Source organism: Rhodococcus sp. IEGM 1330, assembly GCF_033142445.1.
Taxonomy (GTDB): domain Bacteria; phylum Actinomycetota; class Actinomycetes; order Mycobacteriales; family Mycobacteriaceae; genus Rhodococcoides.
Genome location: NZ_JAWLSB010000007.1, coordinates 160,666 through 179,221 on the forward strand (window position 1 = coordinate 160,666; position 18,556 = coordinate 179,221).

The 18,556-nt window shown below is 62.8% G+C and carries 24 protein-coding genes; 10 read left to right on the plus strand and 14 right to left on the minus strand.

The annotated features are described in order from the left end of the window. Positions 1-4 precede the first annotated feature (4 nt). Positions 5-625: a TetR/AcrR family transcriptional regulator gene (locus R4P57_RS17650; protein WP_317804102.1), complete on the plus strand. Its 621-nt coding sequence runs from the start codon at positions 5-7 to the stop codon at positions 623-625. A 268-nt stretch (positions 626-893) separates the two neighbouring features. Here R4P57_RS17650 and R4P57_RS17655 read toward each other — a convergent pair whose 3' ends face one another. After that, positions 894-1,019 (minus strand): hypothetical protein, encoded by a 126-nt coding sequence (locus R4P57_RS17655; protein ID WP_317804103.1) that lies wholly within the window; start codon positions 1,017-1,019, stop codon positions 894-896. 61 nt (positions 1,020-1,080) lie between these two features. Between R4P57_RS17655 and R4P57_RS17660 the strand changes: the two genes are divergently transcribed. Continuing rightward, the gene (locus tag R4P57_RS17660; protein WP_317804104.1) at positions 1,081-2,544 is read left to right on the plus strand and encodes a PLP-dependent aminotransferase family protein; all 1,464 of its coding nucleotides are present in this window, start codon (positions 1,081-1,083) and stop codon (positions 2,542-2,544) included. 70 nt (positions 2,545-2,614) lie between these two features. Here the strand turns inward: R4P57_RS17660 and R4P57_RS17665 are convergent, their stop codons facing one another. The 6 genes from R4P57_RS17665 to R4P57_RS17690 form a co-directional block, all read right to left on the minus strand. Beyond that, positions 2,615-3,403 carry an ABC transporter permease gene (locus R4P57_RS17665; RefSeq protein WP_317804246.1) on the minus strand — a complete coding sequence of 263 codons (789 nt, stop codon included), beginning with the start codon at positions 3,401-3,403 and terminating at the stop codon, positions 2,615-2,617. Positions 3,404-3,411: 8 nt separating this feature from the next. Beyond that, positions 3,412-4,350 (minus strand): ATP-binding cassette domain-containing protein, encoded by a 939-nt coding sequence (locus R4P57_RS17670; protein WP_317804105.1) that lies wholly within the window; start codon positions 4,348-4,350, stop codon positions 3,412-3,414. A gap of 16 nt (positions 4,351-4,366) precedes the next feature. Continuing rightward, positions 4,367-5,209 (minus strand): DUF4097 family beta strand repeat-containing protein, encoded by an 843-nt coding sequence (locus tag R4P57_RS17675; RefSeq protein WP_317804106.1) that lies wholly within the window; start codon positions 5,207-5,209, stop codon positions 4,367-4,369. 78 nt (positions 5,210-5,287) lie between these two features. Next, positions 5,288-5,776 (minus strand): histidine kinase, encoded by a 489-nt coding sequence (locus R4P57_RS17680; protein WP_317804107.1) that lies wholly within the window; start codon positions 5,774-5,776, stop codon positions 5,288-5,290. 108 nt (positions 5,777-5,884) lie between these two features. Continuing rightward, a complete protein-coding gene (locus R4P57_RS17685) occupies positions 5,885-6,334 on the minus strand; it encodes a YdeI/OmpD-associated family protein (RefSeq protein ID WP_317804108.1) in 450 nt (149 codons plus the stop codon). Positions 6,335-6,366: 32 nt separating this feature from the next. Further along, positions 6,367-6,837 carry an SRPBCC family protein gene (locus R4P57_RS17690; protein WP_317804109.1) on the minus strand — a complete coding sequence of 157 codons (471 nt, stop codon included), beginning with the start codon at positions 6,835-6,837 and terminating at the stop codon, positions 6,367-6,369. Between the two features lie 99 nt (positions 6,838-6,936). On the opposite strand from R4P57_RS17690, the gene R4P57_RS17695 reads away from it, so the two are divergent. Both R4P57_RS17695 and R4P57_RS17700 read left to right on the plus strand, forming a co-directional pair. Continuing rightward, on the plus strand, positions 6,937-7,545 hold the full coding sequence (locus R4P57_RS17695) for an ATP-dependent Clp protease proteolytic subunit (protein WP_317804110.1): 609 nt from the start codon (positions 6,937-6,939) through the stop codon (positions 7,543-7,545). Beyond that, positions 7,542-8,168 carry an ATP-dependent Clp protease proteolytic subunit gene (locus tag R4P57_RS17700; protein ID WP_317804111.1) on the plus strand — a complete coding sequence of 209 codons (627 nt, stop codon included), beginning with the start codon at positions 7,542-7,544 and terminating at the stop codon, positions 8,166-8,168. The genes R4P57_RS17695 and R4P57_RS17700 overlap by 4 nt, the downstream gene beginning before the upstream one ends. On the opposite strand, the gene R4P57_RS17705 is transcribed toward R4P57_RS17700, so the two are convergent. Beyond that, positions 8,126-8,428: a helix-turn-helix transcriptional regulator gene (locus tag R4P57_RS17705; protein WP_317804112.1), complete on the minus strand. Its 303-nt coding sequence runs from the start codon at positions 8,426-8,428 to the stop codon at positions 8,126-8,128. The genes R4P57_RS17700 and R4P57_RS17705 overlap by 43 nt on opposite strands. A 212-nt stretch (positions 8,429-8,640) precedes the next feature. Between R4P57_RS17705 and R4P57_RS17710 the strand changes: the two genes are divergently transcribed. Next, positions 8,641-9,129, plus strand: coding sequence for a hypothetical protein (locus R4P57_RS17710; protein WP_317804113.1), 489 nt, complete (start codon positions 8,641-8,643; stop codon positions 9,127-9,129). Positions 9,130-9,600: 471 nt separating this feature from the next. On the opposite strand, the gene R4P57_RS17715 is transcribed toward R4P57_RS17710, so the two are convergent. Next, entirely contained in the window at positions 9,601-10,287 is a 687-nt protein-coding gene (locus R4P57_RS17715; RefSeq protein ID WP_317804114.1) for a class I SAM-dependent methyltransferase, read from the minus strand. A gap of 92 nt (positions 10,288-10,379) precedes the next feature. After that, entirely contained in the window at positions 10,380-11,228 is an 849-nt protein-coding gene (locus R4P57_RS17720) for a helix-turn-helix transcriptional regulator (protein WP_317804115.1), read from the minus strand. A gap of 49 nt (positions 11,229-11,277) precedes the next feature. Here R4P57_RS17720 and R4P57_RS17725 point away from each other — a divergent pair, with 49 nt between their 5' ends. The 3 genes from R4P57_RS17725 to R4P57_RS17735 all read left to right on the plus strand — a co-directional run bounded on the left by R4P57_RS17725 (position 11,278) and on the right by R4P57_RS17735 (position 12,883). Continuing rightward, the gene (locus tag R4P57_RS17725; protein ID WP_317804116.1) at positions 11,278-11,445 is read left to right on the plus strand and encodes a hypothetical protein; all 168 of its coding nucleotides are present in this window, start codon (positions 11,278-11,280) and stop codon (positions 11,443-11,445) included. 17 nt (positions 11,446-11,462) lie between these two features. Beyond that, positions 11,463-11,837: a DUF1761 domain-containing protein gene (locus R4P57_RS17730; RefSeq protein ID WP_317804117.1), complete on the plus strand. Its 375-nt coding sequence runs from the start codon at positions 11,463-11,465 to the stop codon at positions 11,835-11,837. Between the two features lie 209 nt (positions 11,838-12,046). Then, positions 12,047-12,883: an aminoglycoside phosphotransferase family protein gene (locus R4P57_RS17735; RefSeq protein ID WP_317804118.1), complete on the plus strand. Its 837-nt coding sequence runs from the start codon at positions 12,047-12,049 to the stop codon at positions 12,881-12,883. Here the strand turns inward: R4P57_RS17735 and R4P57_RS17740 are convergent. Beyond that, the gene (locus R4P57_RS17740; protein WP_317804119.1) at positions 12,877-13,287 is read right to left on the minus strand and encodes an SRPBCC family protein; all 411 of its coding nucleotides are present in this window, start codon (positions 13,285-13,287) and stop codon (positions 12,877-12,879) included. The two genes, R4P57_RS17735 and R4P57_RS17740, sit on opposite strands and share 7 nt — an antisense overlap. Before the next feature lie 166 nt (positions 13,288-13,453). On the opposite strand from R4P57_RS17740, the gene R4P57_RS17745 reads away from it, so the two are divergent. Both R4P57_RS17745 and R4P57_RS17750 read left to right on the plus strand, forming a co-directional pair. Next, entirely contained in the window at positions 13,454-14,125 is a 672-nt protein-coding gene (locus R4P57_RS17745; RefSeq protein ID WP_317804120.1) for a TetR/AcrR family transcriptional regulator, read from the plus strand. Further along, complete coding sequence (locus tag R4P57_RS17750; RefSeq protein ID WP_317804121.1) at positions 14,122-15,054, plus strand: TIGR01777 family oxidoreductase; 933 nt, start codon at positions 14,122-14,124, stop codon at positions 15,052-15,054. The genes R4P57_RS17745 and R4P57_RS17750 overlap by 4 nt, the downstream gene beginning before the upstream one ends. A gap of 19 nt (positions 15,055-15,073) precedes the next feature. On the opposite strand, the gene R4P57_RS17755 is transcribed toward R4P57_RS17750, so the two are convergent. From R4P57_RS17755 to R4P57_RS17765, 3 genes are read right to left on the minus strand one after another with little or no spacing between them, the layout of a single operon-like run. After that, positions 15,074-15,829 (minus strand): SDR family NAD(P)-dependent oxidoreductase, encoded by a 756-nt coding sequence (locus R4P57_RS17755; protein WP_317804122.1) that lies wholly within the window; start codon positions 15,827-15,829, stop codon positions 15,074-15,076. Beyond that, complete coding sequence (locus R4P57_RS17760) at positions 15,826-17,379, minus strand: long-chain fatty acid--CoA ligase (RefSeq protein ID WP_317804123.1); 1,554 nt, start codon at positions 17,377-17,379, stop codon at positions 15,826-15,828. Before R4P57_RS17760 ends, R4P57_RS17755 begins: the two co-directional genes overlap by 4 nt. Before the next feature lie 11 nt (positions 17,380-17,390). Then, positions 17,391-18,515, minus strand: a complete 1,125-nt coding sequence (locus tag R4P57_RS17765) for a DUF5938 domain-containing protein (RefSeq protein WP_317804124.1) — start codon at positions 18,513-18,515, stop codon at positions 17,391-17,393. Positions 18,516-18,556: the final 41 nt, after the last annotated feature.

The following is an 18,556-nucleotide window of genomic DNA, read 5'->3' on the forward strand; positions in this document are numbered from 1 at the left end:
ATTCATGCCCGCAGCCGAACAGACGTCGACCCCCGGTCGATACCGTGAAGCCGCGTCCACGCTTGCGCGCGACACCGCGCTCGATGCGTTGCGGGAGTTGTTGAACGAGCGCAATTGGCGCAACGTCACGATGAGCCACATCGCGAAGGCGGCAGGGCTCAGCAGGCAGAGCCTGTACAACGAGTTCGGTTCACGGCGCGGCGTAGCGCAGGGGTACGCCATCAGATTGACGGACATCTTCGTCGCCATGTGCGAAACGGCGCTGTATCAGCACGAGAACGACGCGTCGGCCGCTCTGCGCCAGGGCTTCTCGTCGTTCTTCGAGCTGAGCGGTCTGGACCCTCTCGTCCGATCCCTGCACAGCGGCGACGCACCCGAAGATCTGCTGCGACTGATCACCACCGAGAGCGAGGTGCTCATCGAGCGTGCGGGCGAGCGCCTGGCCGAGACATTCCAGCGCGGGTGGGTGGGCGCAAGCCCACGACAGGCCGACGTCGTCAGCAAGGCCATCGTGCGATTGGCCTTGAGCTACATCCCCGAGCCGCCCGACGACATCGATGCAGCCGCCGACGATCTGGCGCTGCTGCTGACGCCGTTCGTCGATTCCATCACCGCAGACAACTGACCTCAGCGTCCACAATTCGTCTTGCGCGACCCTTCTCCGTCGTTCACACCGAATAGTGGACACCCACATCAGTCCGCGTGAGCGCCGGGCCATGCGCGCCTCTGCCTTGTCTTCGCCGGCCCCCGTACGCCCCCGCCCCTGCTCCTGCGCGCCCCCCGATCTCGCAAACGCGCGCGCGTTTGTCAGGTGCGCGTGGAATAGGCCCGGATCGGTAGCGAACCCGAACGCGTCTGACGAATGCGCGCGCGTTTGCCGAAGCACGGCCGCATCAGTCGACATCGATTCGGCTGCGCGGAGGCCCACCGTGCGCGCTTCTTCCGCCCTCGCGCAGTGCGGCCACAGTCCACCCTGCACCCACCATGGACAGGACCAATACAGCTCCAATTGCGATCATGGACCAACAATGGACTGCTTTCGGCCGAAATTGTGCAGTCCAGTGTGCAAGAGTGGCATGCATGGACTCGTTCGATGCCTCCGCTATCTCGGCCCCGGATCTGGCCGCACGGATCGACCCATCGACGTTGCGGAACCGATCCGGTGGTCCGCTCTACCTCGAGATCGCCGACGAGTTGCGTCGGTTGATCGAGAACGGTGAGGTGTCGGCCCAGACGCGTCTGCCTGCCGAGCGCGCATTGTCGATCAGCTTGGACGTCAGTCGGGTGACGGTCGCATCCGCGTACCGGCATCTGCGCGAGGGTGGGTGGATCAGCGCCCAGCGAGGCTCGGGTACCTATGTTTCCCCGACGGGTTCGATGCCGTCCTGGGGTTCGCTGGCCGGCGACCGGGAAACTGCGAATCTGGAATTCGTCAACGCTTCCCCTTCGGCATCGCCCCTGTTGTCCGACGCGTACGGTGTTGCGGCAGAGAAGATTCGAGACCGTTTCACCTTGGGCGGCTACGCTCCGTCCGGCCTGTTCGAGCTCCGAGAGTCCATTGCCGCGTACTACCGAGGGCGCGGAGTACCGACCACCGCCGACAACATCCTCGTCACCTCCGGCGCCACCGACGCCATCCACGCGGTGTTGGCCACGTTCACCGAGCCCGGGGCCCGCGTATTGGTGGAGCACCCGACGTATCCGGGTGTCGTCGAACTCGTCCACTCTCTCGGCGGTCGTTGCATCCCGGTGCCCATCGATCCCGACAACACCGACGAGTTCGTGGCTGCCGCAGACAGGGCCGCGCGGCAGAGTGCACCCACGCTGGCGTATTTCATGCCCGACTTCTCCAATCCATCCGGTGCGCGACTCCCCCTCGGTACTCGCAGACAGCTGTCCGCGAGCATGCACCGCCACGCGGTGCTGACCATCGTCGACGAGGTGGCAGCGGATCTGTCCCTCGACGGCTCACCTGATATCGAACCGTTCGGGGCCGCCACTCCGGACGTGGCGACGGTGACTATCGGGTCGACGAGCAAGACGGTGTGGGGAGGGTTGCGGGTCGGCTGGGTCAGAGCCGAGGAGACCCTGCTCGCGCGGGTCGCTGCAACCTATGCGCGACGCCAACTTTCGGTCTCCATTCTCGATCAACTGGCGGCAATCGAGTTGTTGGGTCGATACGACGAGGTGCGGCGAGTCCGCGCGGAGGCGTCGAGAACAGCCCGTGATCACACGGTCGCACTGATTCGTGATCAATTGCCGGACTGGATCTTTCGAGTTCCGGACGGCGGTCTGGCCCTGTGGTGTTCCCTGCCCGACGGCATTCGATCCAGTGATCTCGTCGCCGACGCCCAATCGCAGGGACTGCTGCTGGCACCCGGATTGAGATTCGGAACGGGATACGCCTTCGACAATCGTCAGCGCTTACCGTTCACGCGGTCACTTGCAGACATCACCTCGGCGGTCAAGATCCTCACTCGTCTGTCGTCAGAGAACACCCCGACGCCGGCCGTCGCGTCGAGCACGCCTGCTGCGGTGGTGTGAGCCCCGACGGCCATCGCAAACGCGCGCGCGTTTGCCACGCCGACCCCCCCAACCTCGGACCTCCGACGAGTCAGCGAACCGACTTCCTTTCGTAGATCGCCATCGACCAGACATACCCCGCCACCGTGATCACTGCGCACCAGCTTAGTGCGAGTGGCAGATTCGAGCCCAGCGGCTCCCCGGTCAACAGTCCTCGCAAGGTCTCGACGAACGGGGTGAAGGGTTGATAGTCGGCGAACCATCGAAGTCCCGACGGCATCGTGTCGGTCGGAACGAACCCGCTGCCCAGAAAAGGTAACAGCAACAACAACATCGGCAGGTTGCTTGCGGTTTCCACTGATTTCGACGCCATTCCCATCGCCACCGCGAGCCAACTGATGGCGAACGCAATGAGCACCACCATCACAGCAGCCGAGATCCATTGCAACAATGTCGCATTCGGCCGAAAGCCCACAGCGAGTCCCACTGCCAGTACGACCACCACTCCGAGAACGGCCTGCACGGTATTGCCGAGGACGTGGCCGGCCAGAACCGCAGCCCGCGAGATCGCCATCGTTCGGAACCGTGCGGTGATGCCTTCGGTCATGTCCATCGCCACGGTGGTCGCCGTCCCACCGGCGGTTCCTGCGATTGTCATTGCGAGGATGCCCGGCATCACGTACAGCAGATACGCAGCACGTCCACCTTCCGGGTCCACACCAGGAAGCCCTGCGCCGAGCGTCCCCCCGAACACGAAGACGAACAACATCAGGAACACCACCGGTGCTCCGATGACAAATATCGTCAGACCCGGATACCGCACGATGTGCAGAAGATTTCGGCGGAGCATCGTGATCGAGTCGCCCACCGTATACGTCATCGTTGTGGTCACGATGCCTCCTTGTTGTCGGTCCGGCCTGTCAGTGCCATGAACACGTCGTCTAGATCAGGGGTGTGAATGCTCAGGTCCTCAGCCGCGACGCCCGCCGTATCGAGCCGGCCCAACACGGTCTGCAGAGTGTCGACGCTTCCGTCGGTCGGTACCGACAGCGCCAGGCCGTCAGTGTCGACGACCGCGCCGTCGAAGGCTCTGGTTGCGTCGTCGAGCGATGCGACATCGGCGAATCGAAGACGGATGTGACCGCCGGGCATGCGGCGTTTCAGCTCGTCCGGGGTGCCGTCGGCGACGATCTGGCCGTCGTTCAGCACGGCTATTCGGTCGGCGAGTTCGTCTGCCTCGTCGAGATATTGGGTGGTGAGCAGCACCGTGGTGCCGTCGGCCACCAGAGACCGGACGATGTCCCACATGGTGCGTCGGCTTCGTGGGTCGAGACCGGTGGTCGGCTCGTCGAGAAAGATCACGCGTGGCGGAGCGACGAGACTCATCGCAAGATCGAGCCGGCGCCGCATACCACCCGAGTACGTGGACAACGGCTTTCGGCCGGCCTCGACGAGATCGAACTGTTCGAGCAACTCCGCCACTCGCGGCTTGGATCGCGACCCGAGATGACGCAGTCTGGCCATCAACATCAGGTTCTCCTCGCCGGTCAGGAGGTTGTCTACCGCAGAGAACTGACCGGTGAGACCGATTGCTGCACGAACGCCGTCGGGATCACGGACGACGTCGCAGCCAGCGACTGTTGCCGAACCACTCTCCGGCCGAACGAGAGTGGACAGAATGTGGACAATCGTGGTCTTGCCTGCCCCGTTCGAGCCGAGCAGGGCGGTGACTGTGCCGGTGCCGACAGTGAGGTCGACGCCATCGAGTACACGTTTGTCGCCGAAAGACTTTCGCAGTCCGCGGACGTGAATGGCAGATGTAGTCATGGGATGCCCGTTCTTCTCAGCTGTGCCGGATAGCAATGTCGCCGTATCGTGTTCGAGCGCGGATCGTGACACTTTCTTCCGTCTCGTCGGGTGCGCCTTCGGGAGTGAGTTCGTTGCGAACGTGCCCGTCCTTCGACGACAGGTCGAGCCATGCCGGCACGCCTCGCTGCACACCGACGGTGATCTGGCCGTATCCGCTCTCGACTTGGACCGCACCACTGCATACTTCGTGGAGCGTGATGCTGCCGTACGCGGTCTTCGCACTCACTGCGCCGAGTGACTTCTCGATATCGAGATCGCCGTAGGAGAGCTTGGCGTCGAGGTCGGTGCCGGATTCCCGCACCATGATCGAGCCGTGCGACGCCTTGAGCGTCGCATCGCCGACGACCGTTCCGACTCGAATCTGTCCATGGTCGGCAGTGATGTCGATGTTGCCCAGCGCCGTAGTGACTGTCGCGTTACCGTGCCCGGCACGCACCCACAGATCCTCTGCCGAATCCAATTCGACCGGGCCCATCGAACTCTTGATGCGCACGGCACCGAGATCGCCCATGGTCCGCAGACTTCCGGCCGCGAGCTCCGCGGTGAATCGAGATCCCTGCGGCAGTTCGACTTTCACCTCTATGGACTCGGTCGGCCCGAAGAAGCTGATGCGCGCCTTGGGGCCGATCACGGTGAGCCGTTCACCGTCGAACTCGACCTTGGTGTTCTCGGCCCCTCTGCGGTCCACGGCTTTGGACGGGTTGGTGGGCCGCACGGTGACGATGGTGTCGACGCGTTCTGCCGCAACGACTTCGATGCTGCCGACCTGCAGATCGATGGCCAGGTCTATCGGCGTCGGGGTAGCGAATTCGGGCATGGCGATGCCTCCCTATGGGCATGGTTGTGAAACCCTGCTCGGTGCAGAGTTACTGAAAAGCTGTGGTGGTTCGGAGGCTCAGCGCGCCCAGCCGGCGAAGTTGTCGCTGGTACGCACCGTTCGTTGCGCAGCGCGGCGTTGCTTGGGTTGAAGAGCAGCAGCAACGGCTCGCACCAACCAGGTGTTCACGGACATGCCGTCCGACGCCGCGGCCTCGTCCACCCGCGACTTGAGCGCATCCGGCAGTCGAAGAGTGGTGCGGGATGTGCTCGTATCGTCGAGTTCGATGGTCGGAGATGCGTGTCCGTCATCTTCTGGTTCCGCCACAGGTGCCGCCACGACGAATTCGATCTCACGTCCACGGAGCCTGATGTCCACTGAACCAGGGGCTAGGTCGCGGTTGATCTCGCCGACCGCGGCCGACAGCACGTCGAGCATCACCAGACGCGTCGCCGCATCCATCCCGTCGACGAGTCGTTCAGCGGCGACACGAGTGTTCTCGTCTCCGGTCGCTGCCGATTCGACCAACCGACGTTGGAGATCGTTGACGAACTGCCCAAGTTCCATGGATCAACCATGACACCACCGTGGTGTCACGTCAAGCCCTGATGGTGTCACTGTCGCAGGCGGCGCTCATTGTTGCAGTCAGGAGCCACGTCGTACGTCCCGCGGCACTCAGGGCCGAAGAGCCTGCACGATGGCCGTGACACGCCGCTCGCGGGTGTCGTCACGCTTGGCGTCGGCCACCGAGCGGGCATGCTCCTTACGCGTCGACGGCGCCAGCGCATCGAACGCCGCTCGGACGGCGGGATCCGCGTCCAGGGCTGTCGCCAGCGCCGGCGGTACCTCGATCACCTGCGGCTGGTCGTCCAATTCGATCGTCACGTCGACGGTGTCGCCGGCCTCGACGCCGAGTGTGGCTCGAACGCTCTTGTTGAGCCCGAGCAGATTTTCGCCGCCCATCCGGCCGATGCGACCGCGCACCGTCTGACCACCGATCGTGAACCGAACCGGCGGTGTCTTGATGGAACCGAGGGACGCAACCTGCTCGTCAGTGAGCACGATCGCTGCTGCCGGGCCTCGTGATTCGAGAACCGTGGACACCCGCAGAACCGTTGCTGCCATGCGGACAGACTATCCGTCACCGGTGACAGCAATCAGGCTTCGGATTCCACGATTCCCTTGATTGCCGCCAGGGTGCGAGGGATGCCGTCGAGTGCTGCTCGGCTGCGAATGTCGATCTCCGTCTGCGCATCGTCCCCGAACTTGCTGTGGAAGAAGTCGATACCGCCGGGCAGGAAATTCCATGACTCGGTGAGCCGGGCTCCACCGTCCGTCGCGTCGAGGGTGTAGCCCCAGCGAACGAAGTTGTCGCCCACCACCCACGCGAATTCGCGACCAGGTTCGGCTGCAGCAACTGTCGATACGGTCTCCCACGTTCGGTCGGCGGTGACGTTCCGCCCGGTGAACGTCGATCCGACGCCACCGCCGTCGGCTTCGTTCCACCAGCACTCCTGGCAGATCGGGCTCCATTCGCCCGTTCGGGTGATGTCGGAGACAACGGCGTATACGTCGTCGACCGCCGCAGCGACGACGACGACGGATTCAGAGAACTCAAGTGCAGTCATCTGACCATTGTCCCTCTGGGGACCGCGAAGCTGTGAGCAGACTCGCTGCCCACAGCAGAACAATTGGCGTGCAACAGAAGTCGGTCTCACACTCGAATCATGAGCGAATCACCCCGAATGTTCCCGCCCGAACTTCGCAACCAACTACTGCGGCACAGAGTCCTGGTGCTCGACGGCCCCCTGGACGACGACAACGGCACCGTCCTCACCACGCATCTGTTGACGTTGGCGGCCGAGAACTCGTCGGCCGACATCGCCCTGTGGATTCACTCACCGGGCGGATCGGTGCCCGCCATGCTGGCCATCCGTGACGTCATGCGACTCGTCCCGTGCGACGTCTCGACCCTCGCCCTCGGATTGGCATGCAGCGCTGGTCAATTCCTACTGTCGTCAGGCACGCGCGGAAAGCGTTATGCCCTGCCGCATTCGCGAATACTGATGCATCAGGGGTCCGCCGGCATCGGTGGGTCGGCCGTCGAAGTGGAGGTGCAGGCCAACGATCTGCGTCATACCCGAGATACAGTGCTCGGTCTCATCGCCGACGACACCGGGCAATCACGCGAGCAGATCTTCGACGACTCTCTGCACGACCGTTGGTTCACCGCGGAGGCCGCCCGCGAGTACGGGTTCGTCGACGCGATCGTCGATTCGTTCGATCAGGTCATGCCCGCGCGACGGGTGTCGTTCGGAATGGAGATGGCGCGATGAGCACGTATGCGATTCCCAATGTCATCACCCGAGATTCGCGCGGCGAACGCGTCGTCGATGTCTATTCGCACTTGCTCAGTGAGCGCATCGTCTACCTCGGTACGGGTATCGACGCAGGAGTCGCCAACGCGATGATCGCGCAGCTGCTGCACCTGGAGGCCGACTCCCCCGACCAGGAAATCTCGATGTACATCAACTGCGAGGGTGGCGATACCGCTGCCATGCTCGCCGTCTACGACACAATGCAGTTCATCGGATCACCCATCGCCACAACGTGTGTGGGGCAAGCCGTTGCAGCAGGAGCCGTGCTACTCGCGGCGGGAGCACCGGGGCGTCGCTCGGCGCTCACGCACAGCCGGGTGGTGTTGCATCAGCCTGCGGCGCAGGGCCGCGGCACCATCCCTGATCTGATTCTCGCCGCCGACGAGGTGGTTCGAGTACGGGCCGAGATGGAGTCGATCCTTGCAAAGCACACCGGACGTGACGCGGCGAAGCTTCGACACGACACCGACCGAGATCTGGTGTTGACGGCCTCCGCTGCCCGCGAGTACGGCATCGTCGACCAGGTTCTCGAGGGCCGTCAAGCGGCCAGTAGCGTCGCGTCACCACGAGTCAGGTCGTGATGCGCGAGGCGTGAGATCTCCGCCATCGACGTGCCCAATGCGCCGACGACGGCCGCGAGGATTTCGCTCGACGGATCCTTGCGGCCGCGTTCGACCTCCGAAAGGTATTGAGGTGCAATGCCGGCACGCGCTGCCGTATCGGCAAGGGTGTCGCCGCGGGCATGTCTGCGCTCGCGCAACCGTCTCCCGACCACCTCACGCCACAGCGGTTCCACTGCGCGCGCTGCTCGACGCTCATCGATTCGTATGACCTCGCCCATGATCGGAGCCTAAGCCTCCTTTCCGTGGTGGGTCGCAGATTCTGCTCAGAGCAGAGAGTATGGCTCGCGAATCCAAACTGCAGCACGCCCGGACCGTATAAGTCCCTCATTCGGCGCGTCCTTTCCTCAGGGTCCGCTCCCCGCTCCATTACTGTTCAACGCCCTCGCAGAATCAACGATTCAGCGGGGGAACGTGCTGGCATACTCGGACGATGCACCGCCTGTTGTTCGAGCACCGTGAGTGCGTTTTGACCGGTAGTTGGACGCCAGAGCACGGAGTCGAGGTCGCGTCGTCCACGTTGCCCGCGCCGTGGTCGACTGCGCTCGATCGACTCGGCCATGACCTGCATGTGCGTCAATACGGCTCTCGCGTCGAACATATCGATTGGGCGGCCATGTACGACCCGGACGGCGGCGCGGTGTGGCTCGAAAGTGCCGTCACCGTCGAGGGGCGAAACCCGGGTGGGCTCAGCGGCAATGGAACCGGCGCGCACATCGACGACGACGTCGAGAGTGTGCTGGTATCGATGGCAGACCTGGTTCAACTGCAAGTGGCCAAAGCCCACACAGCCTGGCCGTGGGGTGACGAGGGTGGCTTCATGGGCCCCCATCTCGTCGATGGTGTCGCGGTGTGGATCGACCGAACCGGCCGAGCTACGCCCATGGGCCACCTCACGGAGTGGCAAGGGTTCGGGTCCTGATCGAACTATCGATAGTGCGGTATCGTCAGGTCCAGCAACCCGAAACACTCACCGGCCCGCCTCCGACATGGCGCACACAATGAGACTTCTTCACGAGAGGGCAATGCCCCCGTTTGTCCGATGAACGCCCACAGGCGGCGTACCGCGCGAACTGATGGTTGGGCACTCCAATACTTGACACAGTGGCGTCAGCGAGTGGAGTCCGTCGAGAAACAAGTCAGCGGAAGAAGTCGGTCTGCACGCGACAACCGGGTCCCGCTGTCGACAGGATTCACCGGCTGTCCGGCATGCGACGGTCACTTCTACGGCGACGGTCCGCGGGATCGACTCGAACGTCTGATGCGTCGCGATGGACGGCATGCCCACCGATTACGCGTCGCAGTAGCCGAATTGGATGAGCGGTACCGAGACGCGACGGTCGAAATATCGAGGTCCACCACGATGCCGTGGTGGGAACGCCGCGTGCCGTGGCTATGAAGAGGAACTCGGCTTCGTCCACTCGATTGTGTGTCGAAAACCTATGCGGTGTCGCATCATCGCACCCGGTAGCCACTTTTCGACCATGTGACCGATCTCGTCGAAGCTCAACACCGGATCCTTGACCGGGAACGGTGGCGGCGGTGCTGTCACCGGACTCGGCCACGGGCGGTGCATGAATCCGATCAGGGGATTGGTCACGATGGAGACCGAATCCCACAGAAGATCTCGTATGGTTCGCGGTGGCGCGAGCCCGACGACGAGCACGCGGCCGCCCGGCGCGAGAATCCGTTCGACGTGGCGTAGTGCGTCGTCTATCTCGAGGTGATGCAGCACTGCCACCATGGTCACGAGATCGATCGAATCGTCTGCCCAGGAATCGAGTTGGCGTTCGGTGATGGACACGTTGTCCACCGCGGCAGAAGTCGCCTCTGCGATTCGGCGCATCTCCAGATCAGCGTCGGCCCCCAAGACGTGCTCGAAATGAGGAGCCAAGGCTCGCACCAGGCCACCTCGCCCGCAACCCATATCGACTGCACGACCACGCCGGTCCGGCAAGTTCGCCAGAATCCAGCTGTGAAAGTAGTCGTTGTGACTCCATGCATGTCGCTCGTTCAACTCGCGAAGCCACTCAGCGCCATTACTTCCCAGCCGGGATTCTCCGATCCGTCTCAACACCATGATGCCCAGTATCCATCGGGGGTATCGACGACGGCTCGACGAAGCAACGAGCGTCACGATCGAGGGCTGCTCGGCACGTCGCACAACCTCCTTCAGGCGCGGACGAGTGCAGCGAGTTCACGAAGGTAGGCGCCCGGCGTAATTCCTGCGACGCCTCGGAAGTCGTTGATCAGATGAGCTTGATCGACATAGCCGAGGTCTGCAGCAATGTGGGCAGCGTCGGCATCGGGGAGCGACAAGCGTCGCAACGCTTCCTGTAGTCGAACCCGTCGGGCGACTGCTTTGGGACCCATCCCGAGTGTCGATCGCAGCGCCCTCTGGACGGCACGTTCGCTGACCCCGAGCAGTTCTGCGACGGATTGTCCCGGTTTCCTGTATGCGCCCTCTGCCAGTGCGTCTACCGCGGCGTTCGCGAGACGGTGTTCGGGACTGGGTGGTCGTTTCGCCAGCATCTCGGCGATCACCGCATCTGCCCGTAGAGCATGGTCGGCAGCCGAATCCTGCCCGGAGACGCTACCGAGCATGCGGAAGAGAAGTTGGTCGGTCTCCTCGGTGATCGGTTGCGCCGCCTGAAGTCTCGTGGGATCGAGGTTGGACACGACAGCCAGTCCAGCAGGACGCAGTCGGACGGCGAACACGAAGCCTCGACCTTCTATTGTCCGGGACCAGGCCCTGCGCTGAACATTTGTGATCATGAACGGCGCAGGCACTGCACCGGTCTCCACACTGACCGTGACTGCCGGAAACTCGAGGACTCGCTGTTCGATAATTTCGTCCGCAGACAATTCCCATCGCACACTCCAGTACGCGTCGACTACATCTCGAACCTCTGCAGCCGGTTCGTGCCAGGTTGCGTCGAAGCGACGAAGAAGCGCGGGAGCCATGACGCCGGATCGTTCATGAACGTCGATGGGCTTGCACGCGACCTGCCTTTCTTCCATGTCGCAATTCTGCAATACACCCAGCCTCCAGTCTCGAGACGATCACGTAATGACCACCAATTCTTGGACCGTTGTCGGCCGAGCGACCCCGGTATCCCCCGTCCTGATCGGAACGGTGCCGCCCACGATGGTCGGCGAACAGGCAGAGCGGCGGCGTAGACATTCGGACGTCGTCCACGCACTGAGGACGCAACCGGGCAGAAGGGGAGTGTTGTGAACTGGTTGGGAGTAACCGTGGCGGCGGTTGCTTATTTTGCCCTCGGCGCGCTGTGGTTCGGCCCCCTGTTCGGGCGCGCGTGGGATCGTTCGATCGGGCATGATCGGGCGCAGACGGGAGGCCGATTCCCGTTGTCCTACTACGCGGTTCCGCTCTGCTGCTCGGCGGCGACAACGATCGTGATCGCTCTCGTTCTCGACGTCATCGACGCGGACGCCGTGGTATCGGGTGCGCTCGTCGGACTGGGTGTTGGATTGGCCTCCGCTGCAGCATCATTGACCAACGCGCTGACGCCCCATACTCCGCAACCATTCGTCTTCGGAGCTGTCACCGCGAGCTACCACCTCACGGGAGCGACAGTAGCGGGCGTGGTCCTCGGAGTCGTTCCGTGACGTTCAGTCGGTGCCGTATCGAATCGTCGCTTTTCCGTCAGGCAAACAACCTTGCACATGCTCAGATCGTCTGATGCAGTGACGTCATGAGCGGACCCGAGCCATTCTCAACAGTGCGTCCGTTCACTCGTGCATGGGTGAGTCGACATCTGAACGCCAATGAACGAATTATCGAATCCGAGACACTATCCGGCGGTATCTCCGCTGAGATGCGCAAGCTGACCGTCTGGACCACAGATGGATTCAGCCGGAACCTGGTGTTGCGTACCTACACAAATCCAGCCGGCTTGCTGCACGCCGAGGATTGGCTGAGCCGGGAAAGCACTGCCCTGACAATGCTCTCGGGCTCCGGCGTGCCGACTCCAGAACTGGTGGCAGTCGACCCGACTGCTGCTCATTGCGAGTATCCCTCGCTCCTCATGACTCATCTGCCGGGTTGGACGGTTCTCACCGACGAGGGCGTCGACGAGCGCGTCCCCCTCCTTGCTCTGCAACTCGTCGAGATTCATGCAGCGCCCGCCCACATTCGGCCCCGTGAGTATCAGGTATTGACTACTGCCGATACCGTCAAGGTGCCCGCACAAGCCGACGCGACTGTGTGGGCCGCCGCGATCGACGTACTTCGCAGGCCCGTAACGACATACGACGGGCGAGTTCTGCATCGCGACTTCCAACCCGGCAACGTTCTGTTCGACGTATCGCAGAACGGCGCGCACCGGATCACCGGAGTTGTCGACTGGGCGGGGGCCTCGTGGGGTCCAACGGACGTCGACGTAGCGCACTGCTCGACCAATCTCGCTCTACTGCATGGGCCGCAGTGGGGATCGCGTTTTGCCTCCACCTACGAAGAGGCCGGAGGCATCCTTGCCGAGAGCTCTCGAGCACGGCAGTACTGGCGCGTGCGCGACGCGCTGGCCTGCTCAGAGGAGGTGCAGTTGTGGGCTGCCCCGTGGCGCGAAGCGGGCCGCATCGACTTGACTCCATGCCTTGTGGAGGATCGATTGGAGGCGTACATCTCGCTGTTGATGAACGCGCATGGTCAATGAGTTTCCAGTATCTCCTTGAGTCTCTGCAGGTCTTCGGCCACCAAACCGAGGTCGCGCTCGAATTCTTCGTCGCTGAGTTCGATTTGACGCACCGTGAACAGAATCTCCGCGCCATTCGGATGATTCAGCACCCGTACGGGATTGTTCACTACGGTCCCTGACGGCAGCGTGACGTCATGATCGAGGACGCCGAGGTCGTTGTGTGGCACGAAGCGGACTTCGACCTGACCCATCGGCGATTCAGCGAGAAGTCGATCTCCGTCGATGGTCACTGGACTGTTTGCCAGTCCTGCCGCCCATCTCGGTAAGTTCGCAGGATTCGCTGCGAACTCGTACACCCGATCCGGTGTACACCCAATGACCTGGCTGACGTGCTGACTTGCCACGACGGGTTCACGATCCATAACGGCGACCCTACGACTGGCGTAGCCGACCTCGTCGACGAACCTCCGATGCAGCTACCGGACACCAACTGAAGCCGCAGACACGGTCCGCGCATACTGCGACTTGAACATGTTCAAAGACAGGTCTACGGTCGATTTTGAACACGTTCAGAATTGAGGTGAATCGATGGCTCGCACATCCGAGACTCGCGACAAGGTGGTCGAGGTTGCTTTACGCCTCTTTCGCGACGAAGGGTTTCAAGCAACCACGATGCGTCGCATCGCCGACGAAGCGGGCGTCTCTCTCGGGAATGCGTACTACTACTTCGCCGGCAAGGACGAGCTGGTCAACGAGTTGTACATGGTGATTCAGCGCGATCATCGCGAGCGTGCACTCCAAGTCCTCGTCGACGGCGGATCACTGTCCGAAAACCTTGCTGCCGTCCTGCATTCCGGCTTGGACGTGATGGAGCCGTATCACGCCTTCGGTGGATCCTTCTTGCAGTTGGCGCTACCCACCCGGTCCAGTTCCAGTCCGTTCTCGGAGGAATCGTCCGACGCCAGGTCCATGGCCATCGACCTCATGCGAACCACCTTGGAGACGTCGAAACAGAAGGTTCCGGCACCTCTCAAAGATGTTCTTCCACAGCTGCTCTGGATGATCTACATGGGTGTCACCCTCCATTGGGTCACCGACTCTTCGGACAACCAGACACGCACCCGCACATTGGTCGACGGGCTCGTTCCAGTGGTGGCCAAAGCCGTACGCCTCGCTCGACTCCCGGTGGCGCGGGGGTTGGTCACCGACGTGGCCGGCCTGTTGAAACGAATGACGTCCCCAGAAGGGCTCGAACAATGAGTGATTCACCATCGACCGTCGTCCTGTGCGGTGCCTCCGGCTACATCGGCCGGTACCTGCGTCGCTCCTACGAAGATCGCGGCATTCGCGTCAGGACCGTCGGCCGCGGAACATCCAGTGATGCACCGTGGTCCGATCATCGCAGCCTCGTCGATGCGCTCGACGGTTCCGATCTGGTCGTCAATCTCGCAGGCCGCTCGGTGAGCTGTCGTTACAACAAGACGAACGCGGACGAGATCATGTCATCGCGCATCCAGACGACGGCCCAGCTCGGCCGCGCCCTGGCAGACGTGCGAAACCCACCAGATTTGTGGGTCAACGCCAGCACCGGCACCATCTATCGCGATTCGCGCGACAGGCCGATGGACGAACGATCCGGCGACCTGGGGTCGGGATTCTCTGTCGAGGTCGCCCGTGCCTGGGAGCGTGAGCTGTTCGACGCTGATGTGGCCATTCGCAGAGTGGCGCTTCGTATGTCGATCGTGTTGGGCGCAGGCGGCGGGGCGATCAACCCGATCATCGACCTGGCCCGAGTGGGGCTCGGCGGCAAGATGGGCGACGGTGCCCAGATGTTCAGTTGGGTGCATGTCGCCGATGTCGGACGCGTCCTCGATCACCTCTACGACAACACTGGCATCTCCGGCCCGGTCAACGTTGCTACTCCGTTCCCGGTGACCAACGAGGAGCTGATGCAGCAGGTCAGGAATGCTCTGGGTCGCAGTCACGGTCTACCGACACCGGCATGGCTGCTTCAGTTCGGTGCACGGGTGATTCGCACGGAGGCCGAACTGGTCTTGAAGAGTCGCTGGGTGGATCCACAAAGGTTGACAGGCAGTGGTTTCGAGTTCCGATACCCGAAGCTGAGCAGCGCCCTGGCCGACATCGCTTCCGAGACGCCTCGAGGGTTGCTCCCCGTCACCCTGGGATGACGACGGGGAACTCTCGAACCTAGACGAGCGACGCCGACAGTCCTCCGTCCAGGATGTAGTGGCTTCCGGTGATCCACGACGCCCGGTCGGAGGCGAGGAACAACGTCACCTCCGCGATATCTTCCGGCGTTCCGAGCCGTCCCTGCTTGGCGGCGACGAGGTCACCGAACGGGATCTGGGTCGCGGCCTCGAAGTCCGGGACCAATCGATCGACCATTGCAGTATCGGCAAATCCGGGGCAGACGGCGTTCACCCGCACCCCCGATGCGCGCATCTCGATGGCAGCGACGCGGGTGAGCTGGATGACCGCAGCCTTTGTGGCACAGTAGGACCCGAGCAATGCGGTGCCGCCCACCCCGGCGAGCGATGCGATGTTGACGATGTTTCCCTTCGACTCCACCAGTGCACCGATCGCGGCCTTCATCACCAGGAACGTGCCCTTGACGTTGACGGAGTAGATCTTGTCGAAGCTCTCCGTCGACTGTTGGAGCAGCGGCGACGACACTTCGATTCCCGCGTTGTTGACGACGATGTCGAGTCCACCGAGAATCTCCACAGCCTGTGCCACCGCACTCTGCACCTGACTCTCGTCGGACACATCGCAGTTCGCGATACCGGCGGCACCGATCTCCTCGGCCACCTTGGCTGCTGCACCTTCGTCGATGTCGCTGACGACGACACGAGCACCGCGCTCGATGAACATCTGGGAGATGGCTTTTCCGATGCCGGCTCCTGATCCGGTCACGAATACTCGCTTGCCCTCGAACTCGGTCATGGTGTGCTTCCCTTCGATGAGTGAGACATGGTGCTGCGTACTTCGGTCTTGAGGATCTTTCCCACTTTCGAGCGGGGAAGGTCGGTCCAGATCTGAATCTGTTTGGGTGCCTTTATGCTTCCGATACGTGCTTTCACGTGGGTGATCAGTTCCTCGTCGGACGCGTCACGGCCTGGTCGCAACAGGACTGCCGCGGTGACTTGTTCGCCCCACTTGTCGTCGGGCAGCCCGACGACGGCGCATTCCTTCACCGACGGATGCGACAGCAGGGCCTGTTCCACCTCGGCCGAGTAGACGTTGAACCCGCCGGTGATGATCATGTCCTTGGCGCGGTCGACGACGTACAGGTAGCCGTCGTCGTCGAGGTACCCGATGTCACCGGTGTGGTGCCACCCGTGTGCACCGACTTCGGCTGTGGCGTCGGGATTCTCGTGATAGCCCTGCATCACGAGTGGACCGCGAACGACGATCTCACCACGCTCGCCGCGCTCGACCGGTCCACCGTCTTCGTTCATGATCGCCACCGTTGTCAGGGGAGTCGGCTTGCCCGCCGAACTCAGTCGCTCGGTGGCGATCGATCCGTCGCTGCGGAAGTGATCGGCCGGAGCGAGTGTGGCGATCATGTTCGGTGCCTCGGTCTGCCCGAAGAGCTGTCCGAGAACAGGCCCGATGCGGGTCAGTGCCTCTTCCAGTCGAGTCGGCGACATCGGCGCGGCCCCGTACCAGAGGCACCGCAGCGACGAGAGATCCGTGACGTCGAGATCCGGATGATCGAGCACGCCGTAGATCACCGTCGGCGGCAGAAACGCGTGGGTGATCCCATGTTTCTCTATGAGGGACAGAAACTTTCCGACGTCGGGAGCACCCATGACAACGACGTGTCCGCCGAGACTGAGAATGGGAAACGTCAGCACGCCCGCGGAGTGGGTCAGCGGTGCAAGAGCCAGGTACCGAGGCCGATCGCCGAAGGGATAGCTCATGAGTGCTGATGCCGTGGAGGTCATCATGTTCTCCTCGGTCAGCCTCACCCCCTTGGGTTTTCCGGTCGTACCGCCGGTGCCGGCGATCATGCACAACCCGTCCGCCGGCCGTCTCTCGGCAACAGAATCGGAGCCGTGTTCGACGAGCCAGCTGTCGTACGAGAGCGCTCCCGGTACGTCTCCGTCCAGACAGACGAGCCATTCCAGCCGAGGCAGCTGATCGCGAATGCGACCGACGAGATCGGCGAAGGCTTTCTGGAAGAACAGGAATCGGCAGCCGAACAGCTCGAACAGTTGACGGTTCTCGTCTGCTTCGTTGCGAGGATTGATGGGGCACCACACCGCCCCTGCCCGCGAGATCGCGAATACGCAGGTCAGCGCGAGCGGGTCGTTGGCGGAGAGCACGGCAACCCGGTCACCTGCCTCGATCCCGCTGTGCTGCAACGCTGCGGCGATCGTCACCGTGTCGTCGTACACCTGGCCGTAGTTTCGGGTGGTGTCACCGATGGTGAGACAGGGTGCGTCTCGGCCCAGTGACACACCCTTGTCGAGGTAGTCGGACAGCCGCATCGGCCCTGTCCTCAGCTGTGTGCAGTGACGATGGGTTCGAGCACCAGCCCGAACGCGCGAAGCACGCCGAGCAGTTCTCGATGTCCGAATGCCTGGCAGCTCGAGGCGAATCCGACCTTCTTCGGCGGTCCCTGCAGCAGATGCGCCGCTGCATAGGCGTTGAGCAGTGCGGTCTGCTTGTAGTTGCAGTTGCCGTGGATCACGGTGTGCACGCGACCGAGTGGTCCCGACGCGTAGACCGAGTCGAGTGAGGTGTTGATGCGCGGGTTCTCCCGTGGAGGCGTCTCGCTGCGCACCGACGACGACACCGTGTCGATGATCTGGTACTTCTCCGCATCCGACTTGCCCTCCATCTGAGCCATTGCGGCAGAGATGATTTGGGGAACTGCCAGCATCAGCGGCTTGTTGATCACGCCGCCGAGTGCCCGAGCGTTCGCTACTCGCGGATCGTTCTTGAACCACACCGGATGGGATGTCCCACCCCAGGGAAGAGCCAGGCCCAGGTCGTGCTGGCCGGGCACGACGACCTGCATGACGCCGTCGTCCGGCCATTCGACGTACTCGTTCTGCTCCAGGTAGTAGGCCTTGGAGAACGCGGCATTGGTGAGGATCGTGTTCGTCGACGCGACCGTCGGGTGTCCCTTCCAGAAGACCTCGATGTCGAGTGTGTCCAGCCCCGGCGTCTCGAGGCAGATGTTCGCAGCGATCTCACCAATGCTGTACATCTGTGCCAAACCTGGTGTGAGTACGAGGTTTCGGGATGCGAACTCGGCGCCGTACTTGGCCTCGGCGTCGATCATCCAGTCCTGCTCACCCGTGGTGTCGGTGTAGTGCGCGCCGATCTCGATGCAGGCCTGCGCAACTTCGTGGCCGTATCGCGAGAACGGTCCGACCGTGTTGAGGACGATCTCGGCACCCCGGAATGCTTCGGCGAGGGCCTCTGCGGTGTGGTCGACCTCGACGACGTCGTACTCGACGGTCTCGATTCCGGGAACCACGTCGAGAATGCCCTTGACCCGGCCTTCGTCGCGACCGGCGGCCAGGAACGGGATGTTGTACTCGCGCAGGTATTCACAGATCAGTCGGCCTGTGTATCCCGACGCACCGTATACGACGACGCGCTTGTCGGTTGGCATGGAAGGTCCTCTCGTGATCGGCCCGTCCGCACGGCGGACCG